The organism is Kitasatospora mediocidica KCTC 9733 (assembly GCF_000744225.1).
GTDB classification, from domain to species: Bacteria; Actinomycetota; Actinomycetes; order Streptomycetales; family Streptomycetaceae; genus Kitasatospora; species Kitasatospora mediocidica.
Genome location: NZ_JQLN01000007.1, coordinates 460,155 through 485,382, shown reverse-complemented (window position 1 = coordinate 485,382; position 25,228 = coordinate 460,155). Strand labels below are relative to the sequence as shown.

The window sequence follows — 25,228 nt, the reverse complement described above, 5'->3', positions numbered from 1 at the left end:
GAGTGTCACCACGTGATGTGAGGAGGGTCATACGACCTCGGGGGCATCGCTGTCTGCCATCGGTGAACACCACCCCGAGCGGGCGCAACGGTCACTACCGTCCAGTCCCATGACGACGATCACCACCCGTGCCGTCGAATACCCGGCCGACAACCTGACGATGATCGGATACCTCGCGCTCCCAGCCGGTGCCGAGCGCCGGCCCGCAGTCCTGATCGGACCCGAGGGGATGGGGCTCAGTGATGTCGAGCGCCGCCGGGCCGAGGCTCTGGCCGAACTGGGGTACGTGGCGCTGGCCTTCGACCTCCACGGCGGACGCTACCTGGACGACCCGCAGGACATGCTGGCCCGATGCCTGCCGCTGCTCGCCGACCCCGACCGGATGCGAGGAATCGGTCACGCCGCGCTCGACCTGTTGCGGGCCGAACCACGGGCCGACCCCGACCGGACCGCCGCCGTCGGCTACGGCACCGGGGGCGCCATCGCACTGGAACTCGGTCGCGATGGCGTCGACCTGCGCGCGATCGGGACCGTCAACGCGCTGACCACGGGCCGACCGGGCGAGGCGGCACGCATTCGCTGTCCGGTATGGGCCGGGGTCGGGTCGGAGGACCCGATCATGCCGCCCGCGCAGCGGGACGCGTTCACCGCTGAGATGCAGGCCGCGGGCGTCGACTGGCGCCTGGTGGTCTACGGAGGAGCCCTGCACGCCTTCCATCACCCAACGGTCGACCACACCGTGGTCCCCGGCGTCGGGTACCACCCACGGCACGCAGAGCGAGCCTGGCGTGACATCGTCGCCCTGCTCGCCGAGTGCCTGCCCGTCACGGATTGATCCGGACAATGCCGCGGCCCGGCGGCGGTGGGTCACGCGCCCACCGCCGCCGGGCCCGGGGTGTCGGTCAGTAGCGCGGCACGGCCGGCCGGGCGACCGCCGACGGCGTCCGGTGGGCCACGTTCTGGCCGGCGCCCGACGGGACGATGGAGAAGGAGCCGTTCTGCAGCGCGGTCTCGGTGTACTGGCCGCTGTCGATCGCCTGCGGGCCGAAGGCGTCGAACGGCTGGCCGTTGACGGTGACTCCGGAGAAGTCGAGCCGGTCGAAGGACGGGTAGCTCTGCGACGGCGACTCGATGACCGCCTCGGCGCTGACGTTCTGCGCGTCGAGCTGCTGTTGGGTGTTCTCGGTCCAGCCCTGGGTGTTGTCCGTGAGCGCGAGGCTGTAGGTGCCCGAGCCGTCGGTGGTCACCGTGCCGGTGAAGGAGTCCCCGGCGGACACCGGGTCGTTGAAGAACTGCGGCGGCGCGGGGTACATCTCGTACCAGCCGCTGAGCACGGGTGAACCGGAGGAGCAGTCCGCCTGGACGCCGGTCTGCTCGACGGTCTGCGAGCCGTAGCCGTCGATGCCGACCCAGGGCGCGAAGAGGTCGTTGGAGGTGTTGCACTGGATCTGCGGCATCGTCCAGGAGCCCGAGATGGACTGGAAGCCGCTGCCCTGGGCGACGTAGCCGCCCCACACACCGCCGTCGTAACGGGTATGCGGGGTACGGGCGTTGTGCTGACCGGTGGCCGCCGGCCCGAAAGCCGTCGAGGCGCGGTGCGCGGCGGGCGCGGCTGCCGCGGTGGCGGCCTGGGCGGGGGCGGCGAGTGCCGCGGCGAGGGCGAGGGCCGCTATGGCTCCGGCCGTGCGCGAGAGGCGTCGGGACATGGTCGATCTCCCTGCTGACGTGGGGGTTCGACGGAGCGGGGGATCAGCCTGGGGGCGCTCCACGCTCCGTACCTGTCGGCCAGCGTCGTTCTCCCCGCCGGGAGTTGGGAAGGGCGGCAGGCCTGCCGGAATACGCCATGGCGGGAACATGTCAACCCATGGGCGGTACTTCTGCGCGGGGGAGGGCGACCACGGGGACGACGTCCGAGCCCCACAACGGCCGAGCGAGTGAGCGAGCATGGACCAGCGCCGTGCGCCGGTCCATGCTCGCTCACTCGCTCGAAAGCGTGCCGACTGCTACCAGAAGTCGGGCAGGCTGTAGCGGTAGGTGTTGGTGCAGTGCCAGTGGTGGTTGCCGTCGACCCAGGCGGCCACGCCGCGCAGGAACCGGAGCACCGACGGCACGGGATGGGCGGCGGCCACGGCGGCCGAGGCGGCCTCGAAGCCGTGCATCAGCTCGTTGTGGACCTCGACCGCCTTCAGGTACGCCTGACGGTCGGTGCGCCCCTCGCGCTCCGCGATCACCACCGGCAGGTTCAGGTGCCGGCCGGGGCTGGCCAGTTCCTTGGTGTACGAGTACAGGTCGTTGACGATCGTGGTGGCGTTGGAGCCGAGCGCGATGACCCGCTGCACGGCGGGCAGCGCGTGCAGCTCGGCCGGGAGCTCGTAGCCGTCGATGGTGTCGGTGATGGTGGGGCAGGGGCGGAAGTTGTTGAACTGGCGCATCGCCAGGTACTCCCACACCTCGGGCAGGTAGCCCGTCTCGGCCCAGGCGGCCTCCGCGAGGTAGCCCAGGTGCAGGCGGGCCATGTCGTGCCGGTACCGGTCGGCCTGGGACGGGGTGGCCGAGCGGGTGAAGTACTGCATGGCCGAGCGGTAGGCCCGCCGAGGGGCGTCCGCCTCCAGCGACGCCTCCCAGTCGGGCCGGTACTCCTGGGTGGTGTGCAACGGGTCGAGGGCGGTGTGCGCCAGCAGCAGCCGTCCACCGAGGCCGACGGGCGAGCCGCCGTGGTCCTCGCAGTAGCAGTCGTCGAGGGCGTTCTCGGCGGCCATCAGCCGGGTGGCGATCATCAGGTGGTCGATACTGGGGGCCTCGGGATGGCAGGCGACCATGTAGCGGCCGAGGTCGAAGCCGTCGAACTGGTCCTCCCAGTCCGGCGGGAACAGCTGGACCTCCTCCACCGCCCACTGCTTGACCCGGTGGCCCAGCTCGGCCACCCGCTCGGGGTCCGGCTCGGGAACCGGGTGGTGGTACAGGCCCGGGATCGGCCGCCCGGCGCTGGGCGCCCCCGCACGCGCGCCGGACGCCGCCACGGCTGCGACCGCCTCCGCCGCCTCGGTTGCCTCGGCTGCCTCCGCCTCCTGCGGCGCGTCGATCCGGCCCGGGTACAGGCCGGACGTGCCGAGGCCGGTCGGGCCACGCAGAATCCGTTCCGCGGTCGTCGCGTTCACCTGGGGCATGGGCTACTCCTCGTACGGACCAGTGCGGGACGGGGTGGCTCATCCCCTACATAACGTGACCCCGAGCGAGCCCCGCAACAGCGTGTGCGCGCACGGGACGGCGTGCGCGCACACGTGAGCGCCCCAAACGGGGTGTCGATTTCGCCCGGTGCCGTTCGTGTAGGAGGTGAGAGCGACCGGCACGGGCCGGTCGCCGGAGCGGAGGAGAGTGCGCGATGGCCAGGATCGTGGTCACCGAGAGCGTGACGCTGGACGGCGTGCTGCAGGGGCCGGGTCGTCCTGACGAGGACACTCGTGGCGGATTCCGGCACGGCGGCTGGGCGACGCCCTACCCGGACCAGGTGATGATGGCGGCGGTGGCCGAGGGGATGGCCGCTACCGGAGCGCTGCTGCTCGGCCGGCGGACCTACCAGGACCTCCGGCGGTCCTGGGCCGAGCGTACCGACGGCAACCCCTTCACCGAGCGGCTGAACAACACCCGTAAGTACGTCGCGTCCGCCACCCTGGCCGAGCCGCTGCCCTGGCAGAATTCGACTCTGCTCACCGGTGATCCCGTGCGGGCCGTCGAGCGGCTGAAGAAAGAGCTGGAGCACGACATCGCGGTCCTCGGCAGCGGTGAGCTGGTCCGCGCGCTGGCCGGGGCCGGGCTGGTCGACCGGTTCGTCCTGTCGGTCCACCCGCTGGTGCTGGGGTCGGGCCGGCGACTGTTCCCCGAGGACGGCCCGCTCACCCGGCTGCGGCTGGTGGACAGCGTGCTGACCACCACCGGCGTGCTGATCGCGACCTACGGGCCGGCACCCGAGGCGACACCCGAGGCGACACCAGAGGCGACACCAGAGCCGGCGCACGCGACGGCCATGATGGAAGGCGCAGGACGATGAAGCAGTATCTGCTCAGCATGTACCAGCCGCAGGGCGAGCTCCCCGGGCCGGAGTTCCTGGCGGCGGTGATGGCCGATCTCGGCGTGCTGCGCCGGGAGTTGGAGTCCACCGGCAGCTGGGTGTTCGGCCAGGGCCTGCACGACCCGGCCACCGCCACGGTGCTGCGGCCGAGCGGGGGCGAGGTGCTCGTCACCGACGGCCCGTTCACCGAGGGCAAGGAGTACCTCGGCGGGTTCACCGTCATCAAGGCCCCCGACCTGGACGCCGCGCTGGCGTGGGGCCGCCGGTACGCCCTGGCCACCCACCTGCCGATCGAGGTACGGCCGTTCCAGGGCGAGGTCGAGGGCTGACGTGACGTCGGTGCCGGTGACGGCGACGGAGATCGAGCGGGTCTTCCGCCAGGAGTACGGGCGCGCCGTGGCCGTCCTGGTCCGTCTCGTCGGCGACCTCGACAGCGCCGAGGAGGCGGTCCAGGAGGCGTTCACCACGGCGGTGCGGCAGTGGCCGTCCACCGGGCTGCCGCCCAGCCCGGCCGGGTGGATCATCACCACCGCCCGCAACAAGGCGATCGACCGGCAGCGCCGGGAGGCCTTGCGCCCGGGCCGGCACGCCGACGCGCTGCTGCTGCACACCCGCGACGAACCGGCCGAGGAGGGACCCGTGCGCGACGACCGGCTGCGCCTGATCTTCACCTGCTGCCACCCCGCCCTCGCCGAGACGGCGCAGGTCGCGCTGACCCTGCGGCTGCTCGGCGGGCTGACCACCGCCGAGATCGCCCGCGCGTTCCTGGTGAGCGAGCCGGCCATGGCCCAGCGGATCGTCCGCGCCAAGGCCAAGATCCGCGACGCCCGGATCCCCTACCGGATCCCGGCCGACGCCGATCTGCCGGAGCGGCTGCGCCCGGTCCTCGCCGTCGTGTACCTGGTCTTCAACGAGGGCTACCTCAGCGGCTCGGGCGCGGCGCCGGTGCGCGAGCAACTCTGCGCGGAGGCCGTCCGGTTGGCCCGCCTGCTCGCCGAGCTCATGCCCGACGAGCCGGAGGTCCTGGGGCTGCTCGCGCTGCTGCTGCTCGTCCAGTCGCGGCGCCCGGCCCGCACCGCCCCGGACGGCACCCTGGTCCTGCTCGCCGACCAGGACCGCTCCCGCTGGGACGCCGCGCTCGTCGCCGAGGGGCAGGCGCTGGTCCGGCGCTGCCTGCGGCTCGGCCGCCCGGGCCCGTACCAGCTCCAGGCGGCCATCAACGCCGTGCACAGCGACGCGCCCAGCGCGGCCGCCACCGACTGGGGTCAGATCGTCCAGCTCTACGACCGCCAGATGGCGCTGGCTCCCACGCCCGTGGTGGCCCTGCACCGCGCGGTCGCGGTGGCCGAGACCGACGGCCCCCAGGCGGCGCTGGCCCTCGTCGACGCCCTCGACCTCGACGCCTACCACCTGACCCACGCCGTCCGCGCGGACCTGCTGCGGCGGCTCGGCCGCGACGCCGAGGCGGCGCGCGCCTATCGGGAAGCGCTCACCCGCACCACGAACGAGGCCGAACGCGCCTTCCTGGAGCGCCGGTTGCGGGAGTTGAGCTGAGCGGGTGCCGGCCGGGACGAGCCCCGGCCGGCACCGTGCCGTGCGCCGTGGTCAGCCCTCGGCCGGGAGGTCGTAGACGTGGTCCGGCGTGACGATCGAGGTGATCGCCTTGGCGATCAGCGTGCTCGGCTCGGAACCCTCGTGCAGGATGTCGGTGTTGATCAGGATCACCATCGTGGCCTTCTGCTCCGGCAGGTAGACCGTCACGCTCTCGTAGCCGGGCAGCGAGCCGTTGTGTCCGACCCAGCCGTGGGTCCTGAAGAGCCCGAGCCCGTACCCCGCGTCCTCGAAACCGGGGACGGGGATGAACTTCTCCCGCTCCGCCTGGGTGGCCGGGGAGAGCAGGCTGCCGGTGGCGACGTCCTTGGCCCAGAGGTGCAGGTCGTGCAGGTCGGAGATCATCGCCCCGGCCGCCCAGCCCCAGCTCGGGTTCCAGTGCGTCGTGTCGGCGACCTCGCCGGTCAGCGTCTGGTTGGTGTAGCCGTGCGCGTGCGGCTTCGGGAACTCGGCGCCCTGCGGGAACAGCGTGCGCCGCATGTCGGAGGGCCCGGTGACGTCGTGGTGGATGACCTCGGCGAGCGGCTTGCCGGTGATCTTCTCCACCACCAGGCCGAGCAGGATGTAGTTGGTGTTGGAGTACTGGAAGTCCGCCCCCGGGGGGAAGACGTTGTCGTGCTTGAAGGCGTACGCCAGCAGCTCCTGCGGGGTGAACGGTCGGGTCGGATCGCTGAGCAGCGCGTGGACGAAGTCCGGGTCGGCGCTGTACGAGAACAGGCCGCTGCGCATCTCCGCCAGCTCGCGGATGCTGATGTTGTCCCCGTCGGGGACGCCGTCGATGTACCGGGAGATCGGGTCGTCCAGCCCGACCAGGCCCTGGTCGACCAGCTCCAGGACGGCGGTGGCGGTGAAGGTCTTGGTCTCGCTGCCGATCCGCATGTTGAAGTCGGGCTTCATGGGCGCGCCGGTCGCGGTGTCGGCCACCCCGGTCGAGCGGATGTAGCTGCCCTTCCCGGGGAACCACAGCCCGACGGTGACGCCGGGGACGCCGGCCTCCTGGCGGGTCTCCTCGATCGCCTTGTCGAGGCGGGCCACGAGCTCGGGGTCCAGCCCGTGCGGCGGACAGTCGTCCGCGGAGGGGGCGTAACCGGAGAGGGCGGTCGCCGGCGGGGCGGCCTGGGCCGGGGGCGCGGTCAGGGCGAGGGGGGACAGGGTGGAGAGGGCGAGCAGGGCGGTGGCGAGTCTGCGGGCCGGAGCACGGCGCATGGCGGGTCGTCTCTTTCGGTGGGAGGGGACGTTGCCCGACCACGTCACCACCCCGTTCCGGCTCCGGGCCCGGTGCCTGCGGAGCGCGCCCGACGAGTCCACCCGTACGGACCTGGCGCCGGGCCCGCGCGGTCAGCCCGCAGTCGTCGGCATGGCCGCCAGCGCGGCCTTGGCGACAGCCCGGGCCGCTGTCTCGCAGTCGGGGTAGTCGGCGCGGACCAGCAGAACCCCGACCATGAGGTTGCCGGCGCGGACGCTGAGCTGGCAGTTGGCGCTGTCCGTCGCGTAGTTCCACCAGAACGCCTCGTCGCCGAAACCGAGGCCGCTCTCGCGGTGTTCGCCCTTGGAGATGTCGCCGAAGTCCTGCTTCATGGTCCGGGTGGCGTTCTTCCCCGGGGTCGAGCGGTCCAGGTCCCAACCTACGGTCGCACTCGCGGCTGAGTTCCAGCCGTCCGCCATGGCCCGGTCCTTGCCGTACCAGAAGCACTGGGTCTTGGCGGTGTCCCCCTGCTCCAGCTCGACGGTCTTGTCCGTTCTCAGCTGGTCCCGCAGTGCCAGCGCCGGCGCGGCCTGCGCGCAGGTCGGCATCGTCAGGTACGCGTCCGGCGGCCCGCTGTCCTGGTTCCGCAGCAGGTACGCGCCCACGCCGATCCCCGTCGCGAGCAGCACCGCCCCCGCCGCCGCCCAGGTGACCGCCCGTCGGCGCCCGCGCGGTGGCGGGACCGGGGTGTCGTACGCGGTGGCCAGGTGGGGTGGCGGGACCGGGGTGTCGTACGCGGTGGCCAACTGCGTCGGTGGGCCGGGGGGTCCTGGGATGCGCAGCGCGAGCGTCCCCTCGGAGGAGCCGGTGGTGCGCAGCGCGAGCGTCCGCTCGGGGGAGCCGTTGAGCAGGGATTCGGCGTGGGCCCGCCGCTCGTCGACCATCCGGTGCACCTCGTCCGGCCACGGCCGGGCCGCCGGACCCACCGGGCCGAGGAGGGCCAGCAGCCCGGCCGGTGTGGGCCGGTCGGCCGGGTTCTTGGCCAGGCAGCGGGCGACCACCGGGTACAGGGCCGGCGGCAGGCCGCCCAGGTCGGGCTGGGTGTGGACGACGTTGTAGAGCGTCTGGAGCGCGGAGGGGCCGGAGAACGGGCTGCGCCCGGTTGCCGCCAGGACCAGGACCGAACCGAGCGAGAACACGTCACTGGCCGCGGTCAGCTCCCGGCCCTCCGCCTGCTCGGGCGACATGAACGGGGGCGAGCCGATCACCCAGCCGGCGCCGGTGAGTTCGGTGGCGTCCGCGCCCTCCGCCGCCCGGGCGATCCCGAAGTCGATGACCCGGGCGCCGTCCTCGGCGAGGAGGACGTTCTCGGGCTTGAGGTCGCGGTGCACCAGACCGGCCCGGTGGATCTCGCCCAGGGCCGTGGCCAGGCCGACCGCCAGGCGGTGCAGGGCCGCCGCGGGCAGCGCGCCGCACCGCTCCACGGCCGCACCCAGCGACGGCCCGGCCACGAACACCGAAGCGAGCCAGGGCTGTTCGGCCTCCGCGTCGGCGTCGAGAACGGCCGCCGTGTACGCGCCGGAGACCTTCCGCGAGGCCGCGACCTCGCGCCGGAAACGGGACCGGAAGCCGTCGTCGGCCGCGTGCCGGGCGTGCACCAGCTTCACCGCCGCCGGCCGGCCGTCGGGCGAGACCCCGAGCAGGACGCGGCCCATGCCACCCCGGCCGAGTTCGCTGAGCAGGACGTACGGGCCGGCCTTCTCCGGCAGTTGATGCGAGGCGCTCACAGTCCGGCCACCGCCGCCGCGCTCTGCCGGGTGATGTCCCTGGTCGTGGACTCGCAGGAGCCCTTCGGGTAGTGGGCGCCCTTGACCGAGACGAACATGTAGAGGTTGACGTCCCGGGAGTACAGCACGCAGCCGCCCTCCGTGGCGTCGTACAGCCACATGCCCTCCTGGACGAAGCCGAGGCCGGAGTCGCGTGCGGTGCTGCCACGGATGTAGAAGGCCTCGTACCGCTCCTTCGCCTGCGTGGCGCCGGTGGGCCCGCCGGCGCGGGAGAGGTAGACGTCCCACTCGACGTAGATGTCGTCGCCGGAGTGGGTGGTCCATTCGCAGAAGTTCGTCGGATGCGTGTGTCCGCCGCCGTCGTCCTGCTGGCTCACGCCCGGGTTGTTGCCCCCGGGGGGACCGAAGGCGGCCGGGGCCTTGATGGCGGTCCCGGCCTGCGCGCAGGTCGGGACCGTCTTGGTGTACTTGTCCGCGATCTGGGAGAGCGGGGTCGAGCCGGGTGTCGGCACGGGCTCGGGGACGGCCGAGTAGTAGATGTTGTCCGGGCCGATCGCCAGGACGGCGACCGTCGCGGCCACGAGCACCACACCCGCCACGAGTGCGGTGAGCAGCCCCCGCCGGCGCCGGCGCGGCCCGGGCGGTGCCACGGCGACGCTCGCGGGGACGGCCACGGTCGGCGGGTAGGCCACGGCCGGTGGATAGGCCGGGGCCGGCGGGAGCGGCACGGCGCCGGCCGTGCCCGCGAGCCGGGCCGCCGAGGTCCGGCGCTCCGCGATCTGCGCATACACCGTCTGCGGCCAGGGGCGCGCGGACGGGGCGAGCGGGCCGACCAGCGCGAGGAGTTGCCCGGGGGACGGCCGCGCGCCCGGCTCCTTGGCCAGGCACGGTTCGACGATCCGGCGCAGCCCGGGCGGCAGGGCCGCCAGGTCGGGCAGGCTGTGCGCGACGGCGTGCATGACCGCGAGCGGCGAGTCCCCGGCGAACGGGCTGCGGCCGGTGGCGGCGGTGACGAGCGTGACGCCGAGTGAGAAGACGTCCCCGGCCGGCCCCGGCTCCTCGCCCCGGACCTGCTCGGGCGACATGAACGCGGGCGAGCCGATCACCGCGCCCGTCCGGGTCAGCTTCGTCTCGTGGTCGGCCGCGCGGGCGATCCCGAAGTCGACGACCCGGACGCCGTCCTCGGTCAGGAGCACGTTCGACGGCTTCAGGTCCCGGTGCACCAGCCCCGCCCGGTGGATGTCCTCCAGGGCTCGCGCCAGCCCGGCGGCGAGGAGCCGCACCGCCTCCTCGGGCAGCGCCCCGCCCGCCTCCAGCGCCTCGCTCAGCGAGGGTCCCGGCAGGTAGAGCGAGGCGAGCCAGGGCGTCGCGGCCTGCGGGTCGGCGTCCACGACCGGCGCGGTGTAGGCCCCGGACACCCGGCGGGACGCGTCCACCTCCCGGCGGAACCGTGAACGGAACCCGGGATCGTCCGCCAGGTCGGCGTGGACCCGCTTGACGGCCACCAGCCGCCCGTCCGGCGCCACGCCGAGCAGCACCTCTCCCATGCCGCCCTGCCCGAGCACCCCGACCGTCCGGAACGGTCCCACGTGCGTCGGGCCGTCAGTTCCCAGCATCCGCATGCCGAATCCGCCCTCCCCCTGGACAGGGAGGATCCTACCGACAGATCGCCGCGGCGTGTCCTGCCCGGGGGCGGGCGGACTGGGACCAGACGCTCGGCACCGCCCTCGCACCGCCCTGGCGCGGCCGGATCCCGCGGCCGGGGTCTCAGCCGGTCAGGGCCTTGGCGAGGGTCGTGGCCAGGGCTTGCTCGGCGGCCGTCTCCTTGCCCGCGTTGGCCGCGTCCGTCTCCGAGCGGTCCAGGGTGACGCTGACCGCGTAGAAGTGCGAGCCGGTGGTGAAGTGCACCGTCGGCATGCTGCCGTCGTCCTTGCGCACGGTCAGGATGGCGCCGTCCCCGATGCCGCTCAGCGGCGTGCCGGTCACGTTGCCGGCGGTGGTGGAGGTGAGGTACTGGACGGTGGTCACCTCCCGCAGGTCGGCGTAGGAGGTGCGGGTCCCCCAGGTGCAGCCCCAGACCGGGGTGCCGTCGTCGGCCGGATCCTCGTGGGAGTCGTTGTACGGGCCGGGCGTGCCGACGGCCGCTGCCACCTGGTCCGAGGTCAGCATGACGCACGCGTCGGCGGGGCGGGCGGGCGCGGGCGCGGGCGCGCTGCTCGGTGCGGCCCCCGGGGGTGCGGCGTCGCCCGCACCGGCGGTGGCGGACGGCGTTGCGGTGGCGCCGGCCGCGCTCGGGAGGGCCGGCCGGTGGGCCGACGCCGACGTGCCGGCCGAGGACGAGCACCCCGTCAGGGCGGCGGCCACGACCGCCGCGGCCATCGCCGGAACCCACCAGTGCAGCCCCTGCACGGACCTGACTCTTCGCATCCTTGCTACCTCCACGCTTGTGCGCCGCCCGGACGCGGTCCCGCCGATCGCGTGGCCGCCCGGCCGACCCTACTGTCACAGGGCCTGCCGGGCAGGTGATTTGAGCTGCTTCTGAGCTGCCCCACCGGCGCGCCCGAGCGTCGCGGGACCGCCAGGGCGGCGCCGGTGGCTCAGACCGCGACCCGCCAGCCCTGGACGGGGACGGCTGCCCGCAGCGCCCGGGTGTACTCCTCCGCCGGGTCGTCCAGCACCTGCCCGCAGTCCCCCTGCTCGACCACCCGTCCGCGCCGAAGGACGAGCACGGTGTCGCACAGCTGCCGGACCACCGCCAGGTCGTGGGAGATCAGCAGATAGGCGAGCCCGGTCTCCGCGCGGATGTCCGCGAGCAGGTTGAGGATCTGCGCCTGGATGGACACGTCCAGCGCCGACACCGCCTCGTCCAGCACCAGCACCCGCGGACCGGTGGCCAACGCCCGGGCGATCGCCACGCGTTGGCGCTGTCCTCCGGACAGGTCGCGGGGGCGGGCCAGCGCCTGGCGCACCGTCAGGCCGACCTGGTCGACCAGTTCGTCCAGGCGCTGCGCCCGCTCCGACGCCGAGCGACCGCCGTGGTGGCGCAGCACCTCGTCGACGGCCGCCCGGGCGCTCTGCTGCGGGTCCAGCGAGGTGTACGGGTCCTGGAAGACGATCTGCAACTCCTGGGCCCGGGTGTTGCGTTCCGTACTCCCGCGGGCCGGACGGCTGCGGTCGCGGCCGAGCACGGCGATGCTGCCGCTGGTCGGGCACTCCAACCCGACCAGCATCCGGGCGATCGTGGTCTTGCCCGAGCCGGATTCCCCCACGATGCCGAGCGAGCCGCCCGCCGGGATGTCGAAGTCGACGTCGGCGACCGCGTGGTGGGCCTTGAAGAACTTGTTGAGACTGCGTACTTCCACCGCGTTCACGCCGTGGCCTCCTTGCTCGTTCTCTTGTCCGTGCGCTCCGCGTGGATCTCCTCGACCCGGGCGCAGCGCACCAGTCCGCCCTCGAAGGGCACCAGCTGCGGCGGCTCGCTCTCGCAGGCCCGGGTCGCGAACGCGCAGCGAGGCGCGAACGCGCAGCCCGGTCCCGCCTCGAACGCCGAGACGGGGCGGCCGGGGATCGCCGTCAGGCGCGGCGCCCGCGCGTCGATCGCCGGGCGCGAACCCAGCAGGCCGCGCGTGTAGGGGTGGGCGGCTCGCTCGTGCAGGCTTTCGGCGGAGCGCAGTTCGACGATCCGCCCCGCGTACATGACCGCCACCTGCCCGCAGACCGCCAGTGCCAGGTCCAGGTCATGGGTGATGAAGACCATCCCCATGCCCCGCTCGCGGCGCAGCCGGTCCAGGATGGCGACGACCTCGCGCTGGATGGTGACGTCCAGTGCCGTCGTCGGCTCGTCGGCCAGGATCAGCCGGGGTTCGGCGAGCAGCACCGAGGCGATCATCACGCGTTGCAGCATGCCGCCGGACACCTCCTGCGGATACTGCCGCAGCCGGCGGGCCGGGTCGTCGATGCCGACCTCGGCCAGGACCGCCTCGGCCCGGGCCAGCGCCTCGCCCCGGCCCAGGCCCCGGTTGTGCCGCAGGGCCTCGGTGAGGAACGCGCCGATCCGCTTGGTGGGATTGATGTGGGCGCGCGGGTCCTGGAAGATCAGGCCGACGCCACCGTCCCGGTAGGCGCGCAGCGCGGCGGCGTCCATCGAGGCGACGTCCCGGCCCTCGAAGCGGATCGCGCCGCGGGCGGTGGCCGCGGGCGGCAGCAGCCGGGTGATCGCCCGGACGGTCATCGACTTCCCCGAGCCCGACTCGCCGACCAGGCCGAGCGCCTCGCCGGGCGCCAGGGTCAGGTCGAGGCCGGCCAGCAGGGTCCGCGAGCCGCCGTCCTCGGTGGCGAAGTCGACTGTCAGGGAGGACAGTTCGAGCAGCGGTTCGGTGCTCATGCGGCGGCTCCCACAGCAGTTCGGTCCGGCGGGGCGGCGCTGCGCCTGCGCCGCTTGAGGTAGCCCGGCGGCTTGTCGCCGCTGATCCGGGCGCCCAGGACGGTCAGTGCCAGCACCGTGAGCACGATCAGCACCCCGGGGGCGGCGACCGGCAGCCAGTAGCCCTTCAGCAGCGCGTCGCTGTCGCTGACCATGACGCCCCAGTCGGGTGTCGGCGCCTGGACGGCCAGCCCCAGGTAGGAGAGCGAGGCCAGGTCCAGCAGCGCGTAGCCGAAGGCGATCGCGGCCTGGCCGACCACCACCGGCGCGATGTTGCGCAGGATGTGGCGGCCCGTGATGCGCAGCATGCCGAAGCCCTGCACCGCGAGCGCGTCGACGTACGGGCTGACCCGCTGCTGGCGTGCCGCCGCCCGGACGATCCGCGCCAGGAACGGCACGTAGGCCACCGACAGCGCCGCCACCGCCGGGGTGAGGCCGGGGCCGAACAGGGCCACCGTCAGCACCGCGAGCAGCAGCCCGGGCAGCGCGTAGACGAGGTCGAAGACCCGCGCCACCACCGCGTCCACCCAGCCGCCGTACCAACTGGCCGCCAGCGCCAGCGGGACGCCCACCAGCAGCGAGATGCCGACCACCAGGGCCGGGCCGAGCAGGCTGGTCCGCGCACCGAAGACGAGCCGGCTGAGGATGTCGCGCCCGATCCCGTCCGAGCCCAGCAGATGGGCACCCGACGGGCCGCCGTACGCGTCCAGCAGGTTGCCCTGGTTGGGGTCGTGCGGGGCGAGCAGCGGGGCTGCGAGCGCCGCCGCGACGACGACCAGCAGCAGCACGGCCGAAGCGGTCCCGGAGCGGCCGAGCGTCCTGGCGGCCTTGCGAAGCGTTGTCCTCACGAGGTGCTCCCCGTCTCGCGCAGGCGCGGGTCGACGACGGCCTGGACCAGGTCACTCGCCGCGTTGCAGACGACGAAGGCGCCGACCAGCAGCAGCGCCACGGCCTGGACGACCGGGAAGTCCTTCTGCGCCACCGACTGGATGGTCAACTGCCCGATCCCGGGCACCGCGAAGGCCGACTCGACGACCAGCGTCGAGGCGAAGGTCCCCGCGGTGAGCAGGCCCACCGCCGTCACGATCGGCGCCAGCGCGTTGCGCAGCACGTGCGTGCGCAGCACCACCAGCCGCGGCAGGCCGCGCACCAGCGCGGTCTGCACGTGCTCGCGCTCCAGCTGCTCGCGGACCGCGTTGCGGGTCACCCGGCCCAGGAACCCGCAGGAGAGCACCGCCATCGCGCAGGCCGGCAGCACCAGCCCGTCGATCCGCCCGCCCAGGCCCTCGCCCAGCCCCGAGGCCGGGAACCAGCCCATCCGGACCGCGAACACCGAGATCAGCAGCGTCGAGGCGACGAACGGCGGGACGGTGACCGACACCGAGGTCAGCGTGCTGACCGCGGCGTCGACCCGGCCGGGCAGCAGCGCGGCGGCCAGGCCCATCGCCAGGCCGACGACCACCACCAGCACCATCGTCATCGCCACCAGCAGCACGGTGGTGCTCAGCCCCGCGCCGATCCGGTCCGCGACCGGCTGGCCGGTGACCATCGAGGTGCCGAGGTCACCGTGCAGCACGCCGGTCAGCCAGTCCCAGTAGCGGACCGGCAGTGGCTGGTCCAGGTGCAGCCGGTGGCGCGCCGCCGCCCGCGCGGCGGCGGTGGGCATCCGGTTGCCGAAGAGCACGTTCTCGGGGCTGCCGGGCGCGAGGTAGAGGCTGCCGAAGATCACCAGGCTGGACAGCAGCAGCGTGGTGGCCAGCCCGCCGAGGCGGCGTACCAACAGCCGCCCCATCAGGGGGCCCCCACAGCGGTGGCCCAGGCGTTGTCCATGTAGGAGAAGGTCAGCGGCGCTCCGGTGACCGCCTTGTTCTGGAAGAGCAGCGCCCGCGGCTGGACGATCGGGATCCACGGCAGGTCCTGGCCCAGCACGGCCTGCGCCTTGAGCACCTGCTCGGCCCGTGCCGTCGGGTCGTTGGTCGCCTGCGCGGCGTCCAGGGCGCTCTGCACGGCGGGGTTGGCGTAGCCGTTGAAGTTCTGCACGCCGCTGGCCGTGCCGTAGCTCGCGTACATGCTCGCGGCCTCGGGGAACTCCAGGTAGTTGATGGTCAGGAAGCCGTCGTAGGCGGCACGGGCCTTCGGGTCGGTGAACAGGCTCCCGTACTGCTGGTCCGGCAGCCCGACGATCTTGATGTTCAGGCCGATCGACTGCCCGGTCTGCTGCAGCACCTGGGCGAGCTGGGCCTGCGAGGGCGTGCCGGCCGCGTACGCGAGGGTGACCTGCTTGCCGGTCGCGCCCGCCTGCTGCACCAGCTTGCCGGCGCCGGCCAGGTCCGGGGCCTTGGCCAGCTGGTCGTAGGCGGCCTGGTAGGTCGGGGCCGCCGGGCCGCCCAGCCAGAAGCCCGGGCCGGCCACGGCGTAGAGCGGGTCGGCCGCGCCGGCGTAGATCGCCTTGGCGATGCCCGCGCGGTCGATGGCCATGCTCAGCGCCTGCCGGGTGCGGGCGTCGGCGAGGCCGCCGGAAAAGCTGGAGACGATCAGGTCGACGTTCTGCGTGGTGGAGCCCGCGCCGCCGATGTAGAGCTTCCCGGCCGCCGCCTTGCTCAACTGCGCGATGGTCGAGGTCTGCAGGTCGAAGGCGCCCTGGAGGGAGCCCGAGGAGAGCGCGTTGGCCAGCGCCGAGGGGTCGGCGAGGAACTTGAAGGTGACCGTGTCCGCCTTGCCGGCGTGGCTCGGGTCCCAGTAGGCCGGGTTCTTCTTCAGCACCATCTGGTTGGTGCCGTCGAAGGACTGCACGGTGTACGGCCCGGTGCAGACCACGCCGGTGTCCGCGGTGCCGAAGTCGGCGCCCGCCTTGGTCGCGAAGGCTTTCTCGACCACCGCCGCGCCCAGGATGCCGAGGTTGCGGACGAAGATGTAGTCCGGCTTGGTCAGACTGATCGTCACCTGCCCGGGGCCGCTGGCCGCGATGGTGTCGACGTCGTTGTAGGAGTCGGTGTAGTTGCTGGCCACCGCCGGGTCCAGGTTGCGCTGCAGGCTGTAGACCACGTCGTCCGCGGTGACCGGCTTGCCGTCGCTGAACGTGGCGCGCGGGTCGAGCTGGACGACGACGTGCTTCGGGTCGGGCTGGGACCAGGACGCGGCGATGCCCGGGTGCATCGAGTAGTCGGCCGCCACCCGGATCAGCGGCTCGCAGACGTTGCCGAGGATCGTCTCCTCCGGGTAGTCCGCGGTCTTCACCGGGTCCTCGGAGTACGGCGCGCGGTAGTCGCCGGACCAGGCCAGGTCGGACAGCGGCCCGTTGCCCGGCGCGGTGGTCGGCTGCGCGGTGGAGAAGTTGCTCTTGGCACCCTCCGTCCGCGCGGCGCCGCCGGCGCCGGTGGAGCCGCACGCCGAGGCCAGCAGGACGACCGCGCAGGCGGCGACGGAGGCTCGAAGCAGTCTGGTGTTCACAGGTGTTCTCCTCGGTTCCGGTCTCGGCGCTCTCACGCGGACGGTGCGGCGTGGACCAGGTCGCCCTGGACGTAGGTGCGCAGCACCCTGGTGTCGGCGATGGCCTGGCTCGGACCGTCGAAGGGGTTGCGGTCGAGCACCACCAGGTCGGCGAACTTGCCGGGTTGGACCGAGCCGGTCAGGTCGTCGAGGTGGTTCACCCGCGCGGCGCCGGCCGTGTAGGCGGCCAGGGCGGAGCCGAGGTCGATGCGCTCCTCGGGGCCGAACACCCGGTTCGGCTCCTCCTCGCCGGTGCGGTTGACGGCGACGTGCACGCCGGCCATCACGTCCGGCGTGCTGACCGACCAGTCGCTGCCGGCCGCGAGCATCGCGCCGGCCCGCAGCAGCGAGCCGAACGGGTACTGCCAGCCCGAGCGCCGCTCGCCCAGGAACGGGATGGTGAGTTCGTCCATCTGCGGCTCGTGGCAGGCCCACAGCGGCTGCATGTTGGCGGTCGCGCCGAGCAGCCGGAAGCGGGCGATGTCGTCGGGGTGGACCACCTGGAGGTGCGCGAGGTGGTGGCGGTTGCCGCGGTCGCCGTTGCGGCGCAGGGCCTCCTCGACGGCGTCGAGCGCCTGGCGCACGGCACGGTCGCCCAGGGCGTGGAAGTGCACCTGGAACCCGGCGGCGTCGAGCTCGGCGACGTAGCCGCCGAGCTTCGCGGGGTCGACGAAGTCCAGGCCCGCGTTGCCCGACGAGCAGCCGCAGCCGTCCAGGTAGGGCTCCAGCATGGCCGCGGTGTGGTTCTCGGCGACGCCGTCGAGCATGATCTTCACAGTGCCGGCGCGGAAGCGCTCGCCGCCCGACTCGGCCTCGGCGCGGCGCTCCCGGAACCCGGCCAGCTGCTCGAGTCCGCCGTCGCGGTCCCACCAGAGCGCGGCGCGCACCCGGGCGGTCAGCGTGCCCTCGCGGTCGGCGCGCAGGTAGGCGCCGTAGACGTCGCCGGGTCCGAACGAGGCGCCGACGGCGGCGTCCTGCCAGCCGGTGATGCCGTAGGAGTGCAGATAGGCCTGGCCCGCCAGCAGGCCCCGGTAGCGCTCCTCCTCGGAGGTGGCGGGGATGTGACGGGTGACCAGCTCGGCGGCGCCCTCCTGGAGCATGCCGGTCGGGGTGCCGTCGGCGTCCCGCTCGATCCGGCCGTCGGCCGGGTCCGGGGTGCCGGCGTCGATGCCGGCGATCTCCAGCGCCCGGCTGTTGGCCCACAGGCCGTGGCCGTCCCGGTTGGGCAGCGCGACCGGGCGGTCCCGGACGGCGGCGACGGCGTCCAGCAGCGAGCGGTGCGGGGTGCCGCCGGGGAAGGCCTCCATGCTCCAGCCGCCGCCGGTGATCCAGGCGGCGTCGGGACGGGTGACCGCGTACGCCGCGACGGCGGCGACGTACTCCTCGGCGGTGTGCAGCTCGTGCAGGTCGCAGGTGCGCAGCGTGGTGCCGGCCAGCACGGGGTGGACGTGCGCGTCCTGGAACCCGGGCAGCAGCAGCCGGCCGGCCAGGTCGACGACCTCGGTGCCGGGGCCGATCAGCGGACGGACGTCCCGCTCGTGGCCGACGATGACGATGCGTCCGTCGCGGACCGCGACGGCGGTGGCCCAGGAGCGGGCCGGGTCGACGGTGTAGACCGGTCCGCCGAGAAAGACCAGGTCGGCCGGGTGGTGATCACGGTGCACGGGCGCTCCAACGCATGGGGGAAGGCTCGTTCCCGGCCGAAGGGTGGGGGGAGGACCGGGGCGGCGCTGCCGGATGTGTGGAGTAGCAAAGCCGGTGACAATGGCTCTGTCAATGCCGTTGACAACGCCCCGCCGTTACGATCGGATGAAGCACCTACCGTCAACCGCACAGCAGCGACGAGGAGAGGCCCGCGTGAAGGCCCGAGTGGCAGAGCAGGCAGAGCAGCCGACGTCGAAGCGACGGGCGGCGCTCACGCGGGAGTCGATCCTGGAGGCCGCCCTGCGGCTCTGCTCCCCCGAGGGCGGTGGCCAACTCACCTTCAGCCGCCTGGGCAAGGAGCTGGGTGCGGACCCGACCGCGGTCTACCGGCACTTCCGCGACAAGGACGAACTGGTCCTCGCGCTGACCGAACTGACGGTCGCCGAGGGCGTCGAACTGGCCCGCACCACGCTCCCCGACGGCCCGACGGACGACTGGCGCAACTGGCTCACCGTCACCGCGGAGAGCATCCGCGCCAGTTACCTGGCCCGTCCCGTGGTGGCCGTCCTCGCGGCGGCCCGCACGACGGCCAGCCCGGCCGAGGCCGGGAGCGTGGAACTGCTCATCTCGGTGCTGCACCGGGCCGGCCTCCCGGTCATCGAGGCGGCCGAGTGCTGCCGCCAACTCGTCGACCTCACCCTGGCGATGACGCAGTATTCGGCGGCCTTCTCGTCGCTCGACCCGGCGACCCAGGCGAAGGACGAGGCGGCCTGGGCGGTCAAGTACGCCATGCTGCCGGAGGCCGAGTACCCCCTCCTGCACGAGAGCACGCCGCGGCTGACGGAGCTGTTCCGCGACGACACCGAGGTGTTCCGGATGATCCTGGCGACCTTCCTGGACGGCATCGCCCTGCGCATCGAGCGCAGCCGTCAGGACCGACCACATCAACGGGTGTTCTAGGCTGTCGCCCCATGACGCAGACATGGGGGACAGACGCGGCCGGGAGTCACGAGCCGTTGGTGACCGAGACGGGGCAGCCTGACTGGGCCGCCCTGGCGGAGCGTCACCAGCAGCAGCTTCGCCGGCGCAAGCAGGTCCGGATGGTGCTGAGCGGCGTGGTGGCCGCGGCCGCCGTCGGCGCCATCGTGGTCACGGCGGCGGAGCTGTCGGGCACGACGCGGCAGGCCGAGCACGCCAACTCGACGGCGCTGAACGGCGTCGGCGGCTTCGGCACGCGCAGTGACGGCAGCGACGGCGGTGCCGGCGGCAATCCGAGCGCCGGTGCGTCCGGGTCCGCAGCCGTCCCCGGTGGCGCTGCCACCACCGGCGGGCCCGCCGCCTCGGCCGCCTCGCCCGGCGCCTCCGTCCCCGGCGCCACGGCCGCCACCGGCTCCGGCGCAGCGCCTGCGCCGGGTGGCGGGGGCGGTGCGGCCGGTCCGGCGCAGTCCGCCGCTCCGCAGCCGGGCGGGGCGGGCGCGCCCGCCGCCGGCAGCACCCCGGGCGCGCCGCCGGCCGCCGTCCCGACCACCGCTCCCCGGCCCGGCAGCACGCCGCCGCAGCAGACGACGCCCGCTCAGCCGCAGCCGTCCAAGGCTCCGCCGACGCCGTCCCCGACCGCCGTCAACCCGTACAGCGCCGGCCAGGTGTGCGGCAGCGGATACGCCGTCGTCGACTCGCACAACCTCGGCGCCGCCACCGTCTACCTGCTCTACAGCAACGCCACCGGGAACAACTGCGTCGTCACGCTCGTGGCCCACCCCGGCGGCGCGGTCGCGATGAACGCGACCCTGAGCGTCCAGGGCGGCAGCTCGGCGAGCAACCCGGGCAGCTTCACCTACTACGCGGGGCCGGTCTCCGAGCATGCCCCGAAGACCTGCATCCAGTTCGGCGGCTCCTACCAGGGCACCACGTGGACCAGCCCCTGGAGCCACTGCGGCTGAGGCGGTCGGCCGGCCGGTGGTCAGCTGCGGCGCGAGGTGCTGACCACCACGCCGACCGCCGCCAGCACGATCGCGCCGCCCAGCAGTTCGGGCAGCGTCAGCCGCTCGGCCAGCACCAGCCACCCGAGGAAGACCGCCACCACCGGGTTCACGTACGCGTACGTGGCGACCAGGCCCAGCGGCGCGGACTGCAGCAGCCAGGCGTAGGCCGTGAAGGCCACCAGCGAGCCGAAGACCACCAGGTAGGCCAGCGCCACCCAGGAGCGGGTGGAGACCGCCGCCAGGTCCAGGCCGTGCTGCTCCCCGCGCGCCAGCGACACCAGCAGGCAGCCCGCCCCGCCCGCCAGCATCTCGTAGGTGCTGGCGGTCAGCGGGTTGGCGGGCATCGGCAGGCGGGAGGACCAGAACGACCCGACCGACCAGGCGATCGAGCCGCCCATCAGCATCAGCACACCGGCGAGTGAGACCTTGCCGGTGAGGCTCGGAGCCGAGAGCACCGCGAGCCCGAGCAGTCCGAGCAGGACGCCCACCAGCGCGCCCCGGCCTGGCCGGTCCCCGGTGGCCGTCCGCAGCAGGACCACCCAGAGCGGGACCACGGCGATCAGCAGCGCCGCCATCCCGGACGGTATCCGGCCCTCGGCCAGCACCACCATCCCGTTCCCGCCCACCAGCAGCAGCACCCCCACCAGCGCCGCCGAAGCCAGTTCACGCCGGGTGACCCGGAGCGCTCCGACGCCGTGGCGCCAGGCCGTCAGCCCCAGCAGGAGCAGGCCGGCGGCGAGGAACCGCACGGCGCCCGAGAGCAGCGCGGGCATGCTCTCCACCACGATCCGGATGGCGAGGTAGGTCGAGCCCCACACCACGTAGACCACCGCCAGTGCCGCCCACACCGCGCCGGAGAGCCGCGCCCGGTCCACCCCCGCGCCCCCGCCCGGCGTGGCCGTCGACTCGGAGGTGTGCTGCGAGCCGGCGGTCGTCATGGGTGTCTCCCTCATTCAGTGCTGTACGAGCTGGGGCAATCAGACCGCATCCGAGGTTTCGCCCGCCACCCGGTATCAGGTCCCGGTATCGGGCCGAGGACCGGTCGCCCGGATCGGGTCCCCAAGCGCGGCGGCTCCCGTACAGTCCGAGGTGCCGACGCCCCCGTCAGGGAGCCTGCCCCAGCGGTCGAAGAGGAGCAGATCCATGGCCACCGAAGCGACTCCCGTCCCCGAGCTGGACGCCGCCGTGGTGGAGCGATGGCGGTGCGGGGGAGGGGAGTTGGTCGATCTGCTGAGCCAGGCGCAGGCCGAGCTCGGCCCGGTCGCCGGGTTCCGTCTCGGGGAGCGGCCGACCGTCCTGGTCACCGGCCCGCAGGCGGTGCAGCACGTGCTCGCCCAGCACCCGGACCGTTACGTCAAACGCTCCCATCGCGCCCGGGTGCTGATCGGCGACGGGGTGCTGGCCGCCACCGGCGAGGCCTGGAAGCGTCAACGGCGGCTGCTGCAGTCCCAGTTCACCAGCACCGGGATGCGCCGCTACGAGCAGCGGATCACCGCGGCGGCCGGCACCGCCGCGGAGCGCTGGGCCGCTTACGCCCGTACCGGGGAGACCTTCGACCTGGGTGAAGAGATGCGCCGCTTCGCGCTGGACACCATCTGGCGCTCCCTCACCGGGCACCCCCTGGACGCCGCCGTCGAGCGCGAACTCGCCTCCATGGGAACCGTGGTGGCCGCCCTGCCGACCCTGCCGGCCGACGCCGTGGAGGCCCAGCAGGAGGTGGCCGCCGACCTGGCCAGGATCGACGCCGTCGCCCGCTGCGCCATCGACGCCGCCCGGGACGGCGCGGCCGGCCCCGAGGGTCCGGGTCTGCTGCACGTCCTGCTCGACGCCGCCACCGAGCGCCCCGAGTACACCGACCGGCTGATCCGCGACGAACTGGTCACCCTGCTGCTCGCCGGCCACGAGACCACCGCCACCACGCTGACCTGGCTCCATCTACTCCTCGACCGCCACCCCGAGGCCCGCGCGGCGGCCCTGGCCGCGGGCGACGCGGGCTCGGCGGAACGCCGGGAGGCCGTCCAGGCCCTGGTCAGCGAGACACTCCGGCTCTACCCGTCCGCCTGGCTGCTGCCCCGCCACGCCATCGCGGACGACGTCCTGGCCGGCTTCGCCGTCGACGCGGGCACCGACGTCCTGGTCTGCCCCTACCTCACCCACCGCGACCCCCGACTCTGGCCCGACCCGGAGCACTTCGACCCCCGGCGGTTCACCACCCCCGGCGCCCGCCCCACCGGCCAGGGCGCCTACCTCCCCTTCGGCACCGGCCCCCGCGCGTGCCTTGGACTCCAGTTCGCGATGCGCGAGTCGACCGTGCTGCTCGAACACCTGCTGCCCGCGCCCACGCCGCTCCTCCACTCCACCCCCACCGGAGCCGCCTACAGCATCACCGTCCGCCCCGACGGCCCGACCCCCGCCACCCTGACCACGCCCTGAGGCCGTCGGACCGACTGTCGGCGCCTCGCGAGGCGCCGTGACGGTGGCCGTGTCCGTCGGCCGTGTCCGGACCGGAGTGGGTCACTGTGTTGCGCGGCCGACGGACGAGGAGCCTGCTGCTACGCGCTGCCCTCGGCCTCCGCCGCCGCGACCGCGATCGTGATGCCCAGCGCCTCGGCGATGTGGCCCGCCGCCGACATCACGCGGGCGGTCCCCACGATCGGTGCGATGGCGACCAGGACGTCCTGGAGCTGCGCGGCGGTCAGCCCCGACTTCATGGCGGGGTCGATGTGGGCGAGGTAGGAGATCGTCGGTGCGTCCATCGCGGCGAGTGCGGCGATCCGGGTGAGAATCAGCATGTCCGGGGCCATGCCACAGCGCTCGACCGAGTCGATCGTCATGGCGGCGAGAGTGTCCAGGACCGGGGTTTCGGACGTCATTGTCATGGTCAGCTGTCCTCCGATGAGGTGCGAACGACCGGCCGGGCGAGGCGGATGTCCTCGGATGCCCGGCCGCTTGGTCCGACACTAAGGTCCTGCTCCCCCTCCCGCACCGCGTAGCGCCCCGGCCCCGGCCGACGGCTCCGGACAGCCCAAGCAGACGCGCGGCGGCTGCGCACCGTGATGAGCATGGAGCGTGGCGTGTTCACTGTGAGGCGCCCGCACCGAGGAGGTACCCGATGAGCGCCGCAGATGTGCCGGCGGACGAGTCCGGCGGGCCGGCCAGGGCGAAGTCGGCGAGCGCGACCCGCTCCGCCGCCGGGGTCCAGAAGATCAGCTGGTTGACGCTGGCGCTGATGACGACCAGTTCCGTGGCGAGTCTGCGGGCCGCGCCCACCATGGCCGTGTACGGCCTCGCGTGCGTCTTCCTCTACCTGCTGCCCGCCGTCGTGTTCCTGCTGCCGACTGCTCTGGTGTCCGCGGAACTGGCCTCCGGGTGGAGCGGCGGGGTCTACAACTGGGTCGCGCAGGGGCTGTCGAAGCCGATGGCCTTCCTCGCCGTCTGGTGCCAGTTCGCCATGACGATCTTCTACTACCCCAGCCTGCTCGCCTTCGTGGCCAGCACGATCTCCTACGCGATCAACCCGTCGCTGGCCGACAACGGCGTCTACACCGCGATCGTCATCGTGGTCCTGTACTGGACCGGCGTGTGGGTCTCCTCGCGCGGCACCAACGCCGTCGCGGGGCTGGCCTCCGGGGGCCTGATCATCGGGACACTGGTCCCCGGCACGCTGCTGGTCGTGCTCGGGTTCGTCTTCCTCGGGCAGGGCAACTCCTCCGCCGCACCGATGACCGCCTCGCACCTGTTCCCCGAGTGGACCGGCATCGCCAGCCTGGTGCTGATCGTCAACAACTTCCTCAGCTACTCCGGCATGGAGATGAACGCGGTCCACGTCAACAAGCTGCGCAACCCCGCCAAGGAGTTCCCGAAGTCGATGTTCCTGTCCATGGGCATGGTGCTGCTGATCTTCATCCTGCCGGCCCTGGCCATCAGCTGGGTCATCCCGGCGGACCAACTCAGCCTCACCGCCGGCGTCATGCAGGCCTTCGACGCCTTCTTCCAGTATTTCCACATCGGCTGGCTGGTCCCGATCATCGCGTTCGCGCTCTGTGCCGCCTCGCTCGGCGGCATGCTCACCTGGCTGGCCGGGCCCTCCAAGGGCCTGCTGCTGATCTCCCGGCAGGAGGGCTACCTGCCCCCGTTCCTGCAGAAGCTCAACAAACACGGCATCCAGCAGAACATCCTGGTCACCCAGGGCGCGCTCACCACGCTCATCGCCCTGCTGTACGCGCTGATCCCGGACGTCTCCAGCGTCTACTGGATCTTCTCGGTCATCACCACCCAGGTGTACCTGATCATGTACCTGCTGATGTTCCTGGCCGCCATCCAGCTGCGCCGCAAGCAGCCCGACCACGCGCGCGGCTACCGCGCGCCGCTGCTCACCACGCTCTGCGTGGTCGGCTTCGTCGCCTCGGCGCTGGCCATGGCGATCGGGTTCATCCCGTCCTCGCAGTTCGGCGGCAGTAGTGCCTGGTCCTACATCGGCATCGTCGGCGGCGGTCTGCTGCTGCTCGGAGTGGTCATCCCGTTCGGCTTCCTGAAGGCGCGCAAACCCAGCTGGCGGCAGCCGGACGCGGACGCCGCCCTGGTGGACGGAGGAGCGGCATGAGCCCCACCCGCATGTGGTCCCAGCACCGGTGGATCTACATCGGCGCGGTCGTGGTGCTGGTCGGCATGATGATCGCCGGGCTGTTCACGTACACGCAGCAGAAGGCCACCAACGAGGCCTTCAAGAAGGCGAACCAGTTGAACGACGCGCTCGTCGCGAAAGGCTTCGCCTCGCGCAACGTGGGCAACATCGCCGACACGTTGGGCACCGACGGCGGCGCGGTCTGCACCGACCCCAACTCGGCCCTGAAGCGCGGCCTGTGGCTCGTCCAGCTGTCCAACGGCGCGGGCGGCCCCGGCCAGCGGCCGGTCATCGCCGACCAGCGCGTCCTGGAGGCCGGCGCCGAGGTGATCAAGGTCTACTGCCCGGACCACCTGGCCGACTACCAGAAGAAGATCAGCGACCTCAAGACATCGGACACCGTCAATGACTGA

At 73.1% G+C, this 25,228-nt stretch carries 22 protein-coding genes and 1 pseudogene; 9 read left to right on the top strand and 14 right to left on the bottom strand.

The genetic code is table 11. The features are described from left to right. Nucleotides 1-109: 109 nt before the first annotated feature. On the top strand, nucleotides 110-835 hold the full coding sequence (locus tag BS80_RS32560) for a dienelactone hydrolase family protein (RefSeq protein WP_035804891.1): 726 nt from the start codon (nucleotides 110-112) through the stop codon (nucleotides 833-835). A 67-nt stretch (nucleotides 836-902) separates the two neighbouring features. Here BS80_RS32560 and BS80_RS32555 read toward each other — a convergent pair whose 3' ends face one another. Further along, nucleotides 903-1,706 (bottom strand): G1 family glutamic endopeptidase, encoded by an 804-nt coding sequence (locus tag BS80_RS32555; protein WP_051967502.1) that lies wholly within the window; start codon nucleotides 1,704-1,706, stop codon nucleotides 903-905. A 297-nt stretch (nucleotides 1,707-2,003) separates the two neighbouring features. Next, nucleotides 2,004-3,134, bottom strand: a pseudogene (locus BS80_RS32550) (family 2 encapsulin nanocompartment cargo protein terpene cyclase); the annotation flags it as partial. A 248-nt stretch (nucleotides 3,135-3,382) separates the two neighbouring features. Here BS80_RS32550 and BS80_RS32545 point away from each other — a divergent pair. The 3 genes from BS80_RS32545 to BS80_RS32535 are packed head-to-tail and all read left to right on the top strand — an operon-like array spanning nucleotide 3,383 to nucleotide 5,623. Then, nucleotides 3,383-4,048, top strand: coding sequence for a dihydrofolate reductase family protein (locus tag BS80_RS32545; protein ID WP_063772134.1), 666 nt, complete (start codon nucleotides 3,383-3,385; stop codon nucleotides 4,046-4,048). Then, nucleotides 4,045-4,398 carry a YciI family protein gene (locus BS80_RS32540; protein ID WP_035804889.1) on the top strand — a complete coding sequence of 118 codons (354 nt, stop codon included), beginning with the start codon at nucleotides 4,045-4,047 and terminating at the stop codon, nucleotides 4,396-4,398. Before BS80_RS32545 ends, BS80_RS32540 begins: the two co-directional genes overlap by 4 nt. 1 nt (nucleotide 4,399) lies before the next feature. After that, nucleotides 4,400-5,623 (top strand): RNA polymerase sigma factor, encoded by a 1,224-nt coding sequence (locus tag BS80_RS32535; RefSeq protein WP_408607453.1) that lies wholly within the window; start codon nucleotides 4,400-4,402, stop codon nucleotides 5,621-5,623. A 51-nt stretch (nucleotides 5,624-5,674) separates the two neighbouring features. Here BS80_RS32535 and BS80_RS32530 read toward each other — a convergent pair whose 3' ends face one another. From BS80_RS32530 to BS80_RS32485, 10 genes are all read right to left on the bottom strand, one after another. Further along, a complete protein-coding gene (locus tag BS80_RS32530; protein ID WP_035804887.1) occupies nucleotides 5,675-6,886 on the bottom strand; it encodes a serine hydrolase domain-containing protein in 1,212 nt (403 codons plus the stop codon). A gap of 132 nt (nucleotides 6,887-7,018) precedes the next feature. Continuing rightward, nucleotides 7,019-8,653, bottom strand: coding sequence for a serine/threonine-protein kinase (locus tag BS80_RS32525; protein ID WP_035804885.1), 1,635 nt, complete (start codon nucleotides 8,651-8,653; stop codon nucleotides 7,019-7,021). Then, a complete protein-coding gene (locus tag BS80_RS32520; protein WP_232246737.1) occupies nucleotides 8,650-10,269 on the bottom strand; it encodes a serine/threonine-protein kinase in 1,620 nt (539 codons plus the stop codon). The genes BS80_RS32525 and BS80_RS32520 overlap by 4 nt, the downstream gene beginning before the upstream one ends. A gap of 151 nt (nucleotides 10,270-10,420) precedes the next feature. Continuing rightward, nucleotides 10,421-11,062 carry a hypothetical protein gene (locus BS80_RS32515; RefSeq protein ID WP_035804883.1) on the bottom strand — a complete coding sequence of 214 codons (642 nt, stop codon included), beginning with the start codon at nucleotides 11,060-11,062 and terminating at the stop codon, nucleotides 10,421-10,423. Nucleotides 11,063-11,250: 188 nt separating this feature from the next. Further along, on the bottom strand, nucleotides 11,251-12,024 hold the full coding sequence (locus BS80_RS32510) for an ABC transporter ATP-binding protein (protein ID WP_035804881.1): 774 nt from the start codon (nucleotides 12,022-12,024) through the stop codon (nucleotides 11,251-11,253). Then, a complete protein-coding gene (locus BS80_RS32505; protein WP_035804880.1) occupies nucleotides 12,021-13,037 on the bottom strand; it encodes an ABC transporter ATP-binding protein in 1,017 nt (338 codons plus the stop codon). The genes BS80_RS32510 and BS80_RS32505 overlap by 4 nt, the downstream gene beginning before the upstream one ends. Beyond that, complete coding sequence (locus BS80_RS32500) at nucleotides 13,034-13,924, bottom strand: ABC transporter permease (RefSeq protein ID WP_051967500.1); 891 nt, start codon at nucleotides 13,922-13,924, stop codon at nucleotides 13,034-13,036. The genes BS80_RS32505 and BS80_RS32500 overlap by 4 nt, the downstream gene beginning before the upstream one ends. Beyond that, a complete protein-coding gene (locus BS80_RS32495) occupies nucleotides 13,921-14,868 on the bottom strand; it encodes an ABC transporter permease (protein ID WP_035804878.1) in 948 nt (315 codons plus the stop codon). The genes BS80_RS32500 and BS80_RS32495 overlap by 4 nt, the downstream gene beginning before the upstream one ends. Next, nucleotides 14,868-16,526, bottom strand: a complete 1,659-nt coding sequence (locus BS80_RS32490) for an ABC transporter substrate-binding protein (RefSeq protein WP_035804876.1) — start codon at nucleotides 16,524-16,526, stop codon at nucleotides 14,868-14,870. The genes BS80_RS32495 and BS80_RS32490 overlap by 1 nt, the downstream gene beginning before the upstream one ends. 32 nt (nucleotides 16,527-16,558) lie before the next feature. Continuing rightward, nucleotides 16,559-18,229 (bottom strand): amidohydrolase, encoded by a 1,671-nt coding sequence (locus BS80_RS32485; protein ID WP_035804873.1) that lies wholly within the window; start codon nucleotides 18,227-18,229, stop codon nucleotides 16,559-16,561. A 205-nt stretch (nucleotides 18,230-18,434) separates the two neighbouring features. Between BS80_RS32485 and BS80_RS38315 the strand changes: the two genes are divergently transcribed. Further along, on the top strand, nucleotides 18,435-19,169 hold the full coding sequence (locus BS80_RS38315; protein ID WP_198045682.1) for a TetR/AcrR family transcriptional regulator: 735 nt from the start codon (nucleotides 18,435-18,437) through the stop codon (nucleotides 19,167-19,169). Nucleotides 19,170-19,180: 11 nt separating this feature from the next. Further along, nucleotides 19,181-20,149 (top strand): hypothetical protein, encoded by a 969-nt coding sequence (locus BS80_RS42155; RefSeq protein ID WP_198045681.1) that lies wholly within the window; start codon nucleotides 19,181-19,183, stop codon nucleotides 20,147-20,149. A gap of 20 nt (nucleotides 20,150-20,169) precedes the next feature. On the opposite strand, the gene BS80_RS32470 is transcribed toward BS80_RS42155, so the two are convergent. After that, the gene (locus BS80_RS32470) at nucleotides 20,170-21,129 is read right to left on the bottom strand and encodes an EamA family transporter (protein WP_083975617.1); all 960 of its coding nucleotides are present in this window, start codon (nucleotides 21,127-21,129) and stop codon (nucleotides 20,170-20,172) included. Between the two features lie 205 nt (nucleotides 21,130-21,334). Between BS80_RS32470 and BS80_RS32465 the strand changes: the two genes are divergently transcribed. Continuing rightward, complete coding sequence (locus tag BS80_RS32465) at nucleotides 21,335-22,624, top strand: cytochrome P450 (protein ID WP_035804870.1); 1,290 nt, start codon at nucleotides 21,335-21,337, stop codon at nucleotides 22,622-22,624. Between the two features lie 119 nt (nucleotides 22,625-22,743). Here the strand turns inward: BS80_RS32465 and BS80_RS32460 are convergent, their stop codons facing one another. Beyond that, complete coding sequence (locus tag BS80_RS32460; RefSeq protein WP_035804869.1) at nucleotides 22,744-23,070, bottom strand: hypothetical protein; 327 nt, start codon at nucleotides 23,068-23,070, stop codon at nucleotides 22,744-22,746. A 233-nt stretch (nucleotides 23,071-23,303) separates the two neighbouring features. On the opposite strand from BS80_RS32460, the gene BS80_RS32455 reads away from it, so the two are divergent. Further along, nucleotides 23,304-24,794 (top strand): APC family permease, encoded by a 1,491-nt coding sequence (locus BS80_RS32455; RefSeq protein ID WP_035804866.1) that lies wholly within the window; start codon nucleotides 23,304-23,306, stop codon nucleotides 24,792-24,794. Next, on the top strand, nucleotides 24,791-25,228 hold the full coding sequence (locus tag BS80_RS32450) for a hypothetical protein (RefSeq protein WP_035804864.1): 438 nt from the start codon (nucleotides 24,791-24,793) through the stop codon (nucleotides 25,226-25,228). The genes BS80_RS32455 and BS80_RS32450 overlap by 4 nt, the downstream gene beginning before the upstream one ends.

Coding starts and splice junctions, on each gene's coding strand:
- BS80_RS32470 (WP_083975617.1), bottom strand. CDS start 21,129: ATGACGACCGCCGGCTCGCAGCACACCTCCGAGTCGACGGCCACGCCG.
- BS80_RS32455 (WP_035804866.1), top strand. CDS start 23,304: ATGAGCGCCGCAGATGTGCCGGCGGACGAGTCCGGCGGGCCGGCCAGG.
- BS80_RS32495 (WP_035804878.1), bottom strand. CDS start 14,868: ATGGGGCGGCTGTTGGTACGCCGCCTCGGCGGGCTGGCCACCACGCTG.
- BS80_RS32560 (WP_035804891.1), top strand. CDS start 110: ATGACGACGATCACCACCCGTGCCGTCGAATACCCGGCCGACAACCTG.
- BS80_RS42155 (WP_198045681.1), top strand. CDS start 19,181: ATGACGCAGACATGGGGGACAGACGCGGCCGGGAGTCACGAGCCGTTG.
- BS80_RS32540 (WP_035804889.1), top strand. CDS start 4,045: ATGAAGCAGTATCTGCTCAGCATGTACCAGCCGCAGGGCGAGCTCCCC.
- BS80_RS32505 (WP_035804880.1), bottom strand. CDS start 13,037: ATGAGCACCGAACCGCTGCTCGAACTGTCCTCCCTGACAGTCGACTTC.
- BS80_RS32530 (WP_035804887.1), bottom strand. CDS start 6,886: ATGCGCCGTGCTCCGGCCCGCAGACTCGCCACCGCCCTGCTCGCCCTC.
- BS80_RS32555 (WP_051967502.1), bottom strand. CDS start 1,706: ATGTCCCGACGCCTCTCGCGCACGGCCGGAGCCATAGCGGCCCTCGCC.
- BS80_RS32465 (WP_035804870.1), top strand. CDS start 21,335: ATGGCCACCGAAGCGACTCCCGTCCCCGAGCTGGACGCCGCCGTGGTG.
- BS80_RS32520 (WP_232246737.1), bottom strand. CDS start 10,269: ATGCTGGGAACTGACGGCCCGACGCACGTGGGACCGTTCCGGACGGTC.
- BS80_RS32460 (WP_035804869.1), bottom strand. CDS start 23,070: ATGACAATGACGTCCGAAACCCCGGTCCTGGACACTCTCGCCGCCATG.
- BS80_RS32450 (WP_035804864.1), top strand. CDS start 24,791: ATGAGCCCCACCCGCATGTGGTCCCAGCACCGGTGGATCTACATCGGC.
- BS80_RS32545 (WP_063772134.1), top strand. CDS start 3,383: ATGGCCAGGATCGTGGTCACCGAGAGCGTGACGCTGGACGGCGTGCTG.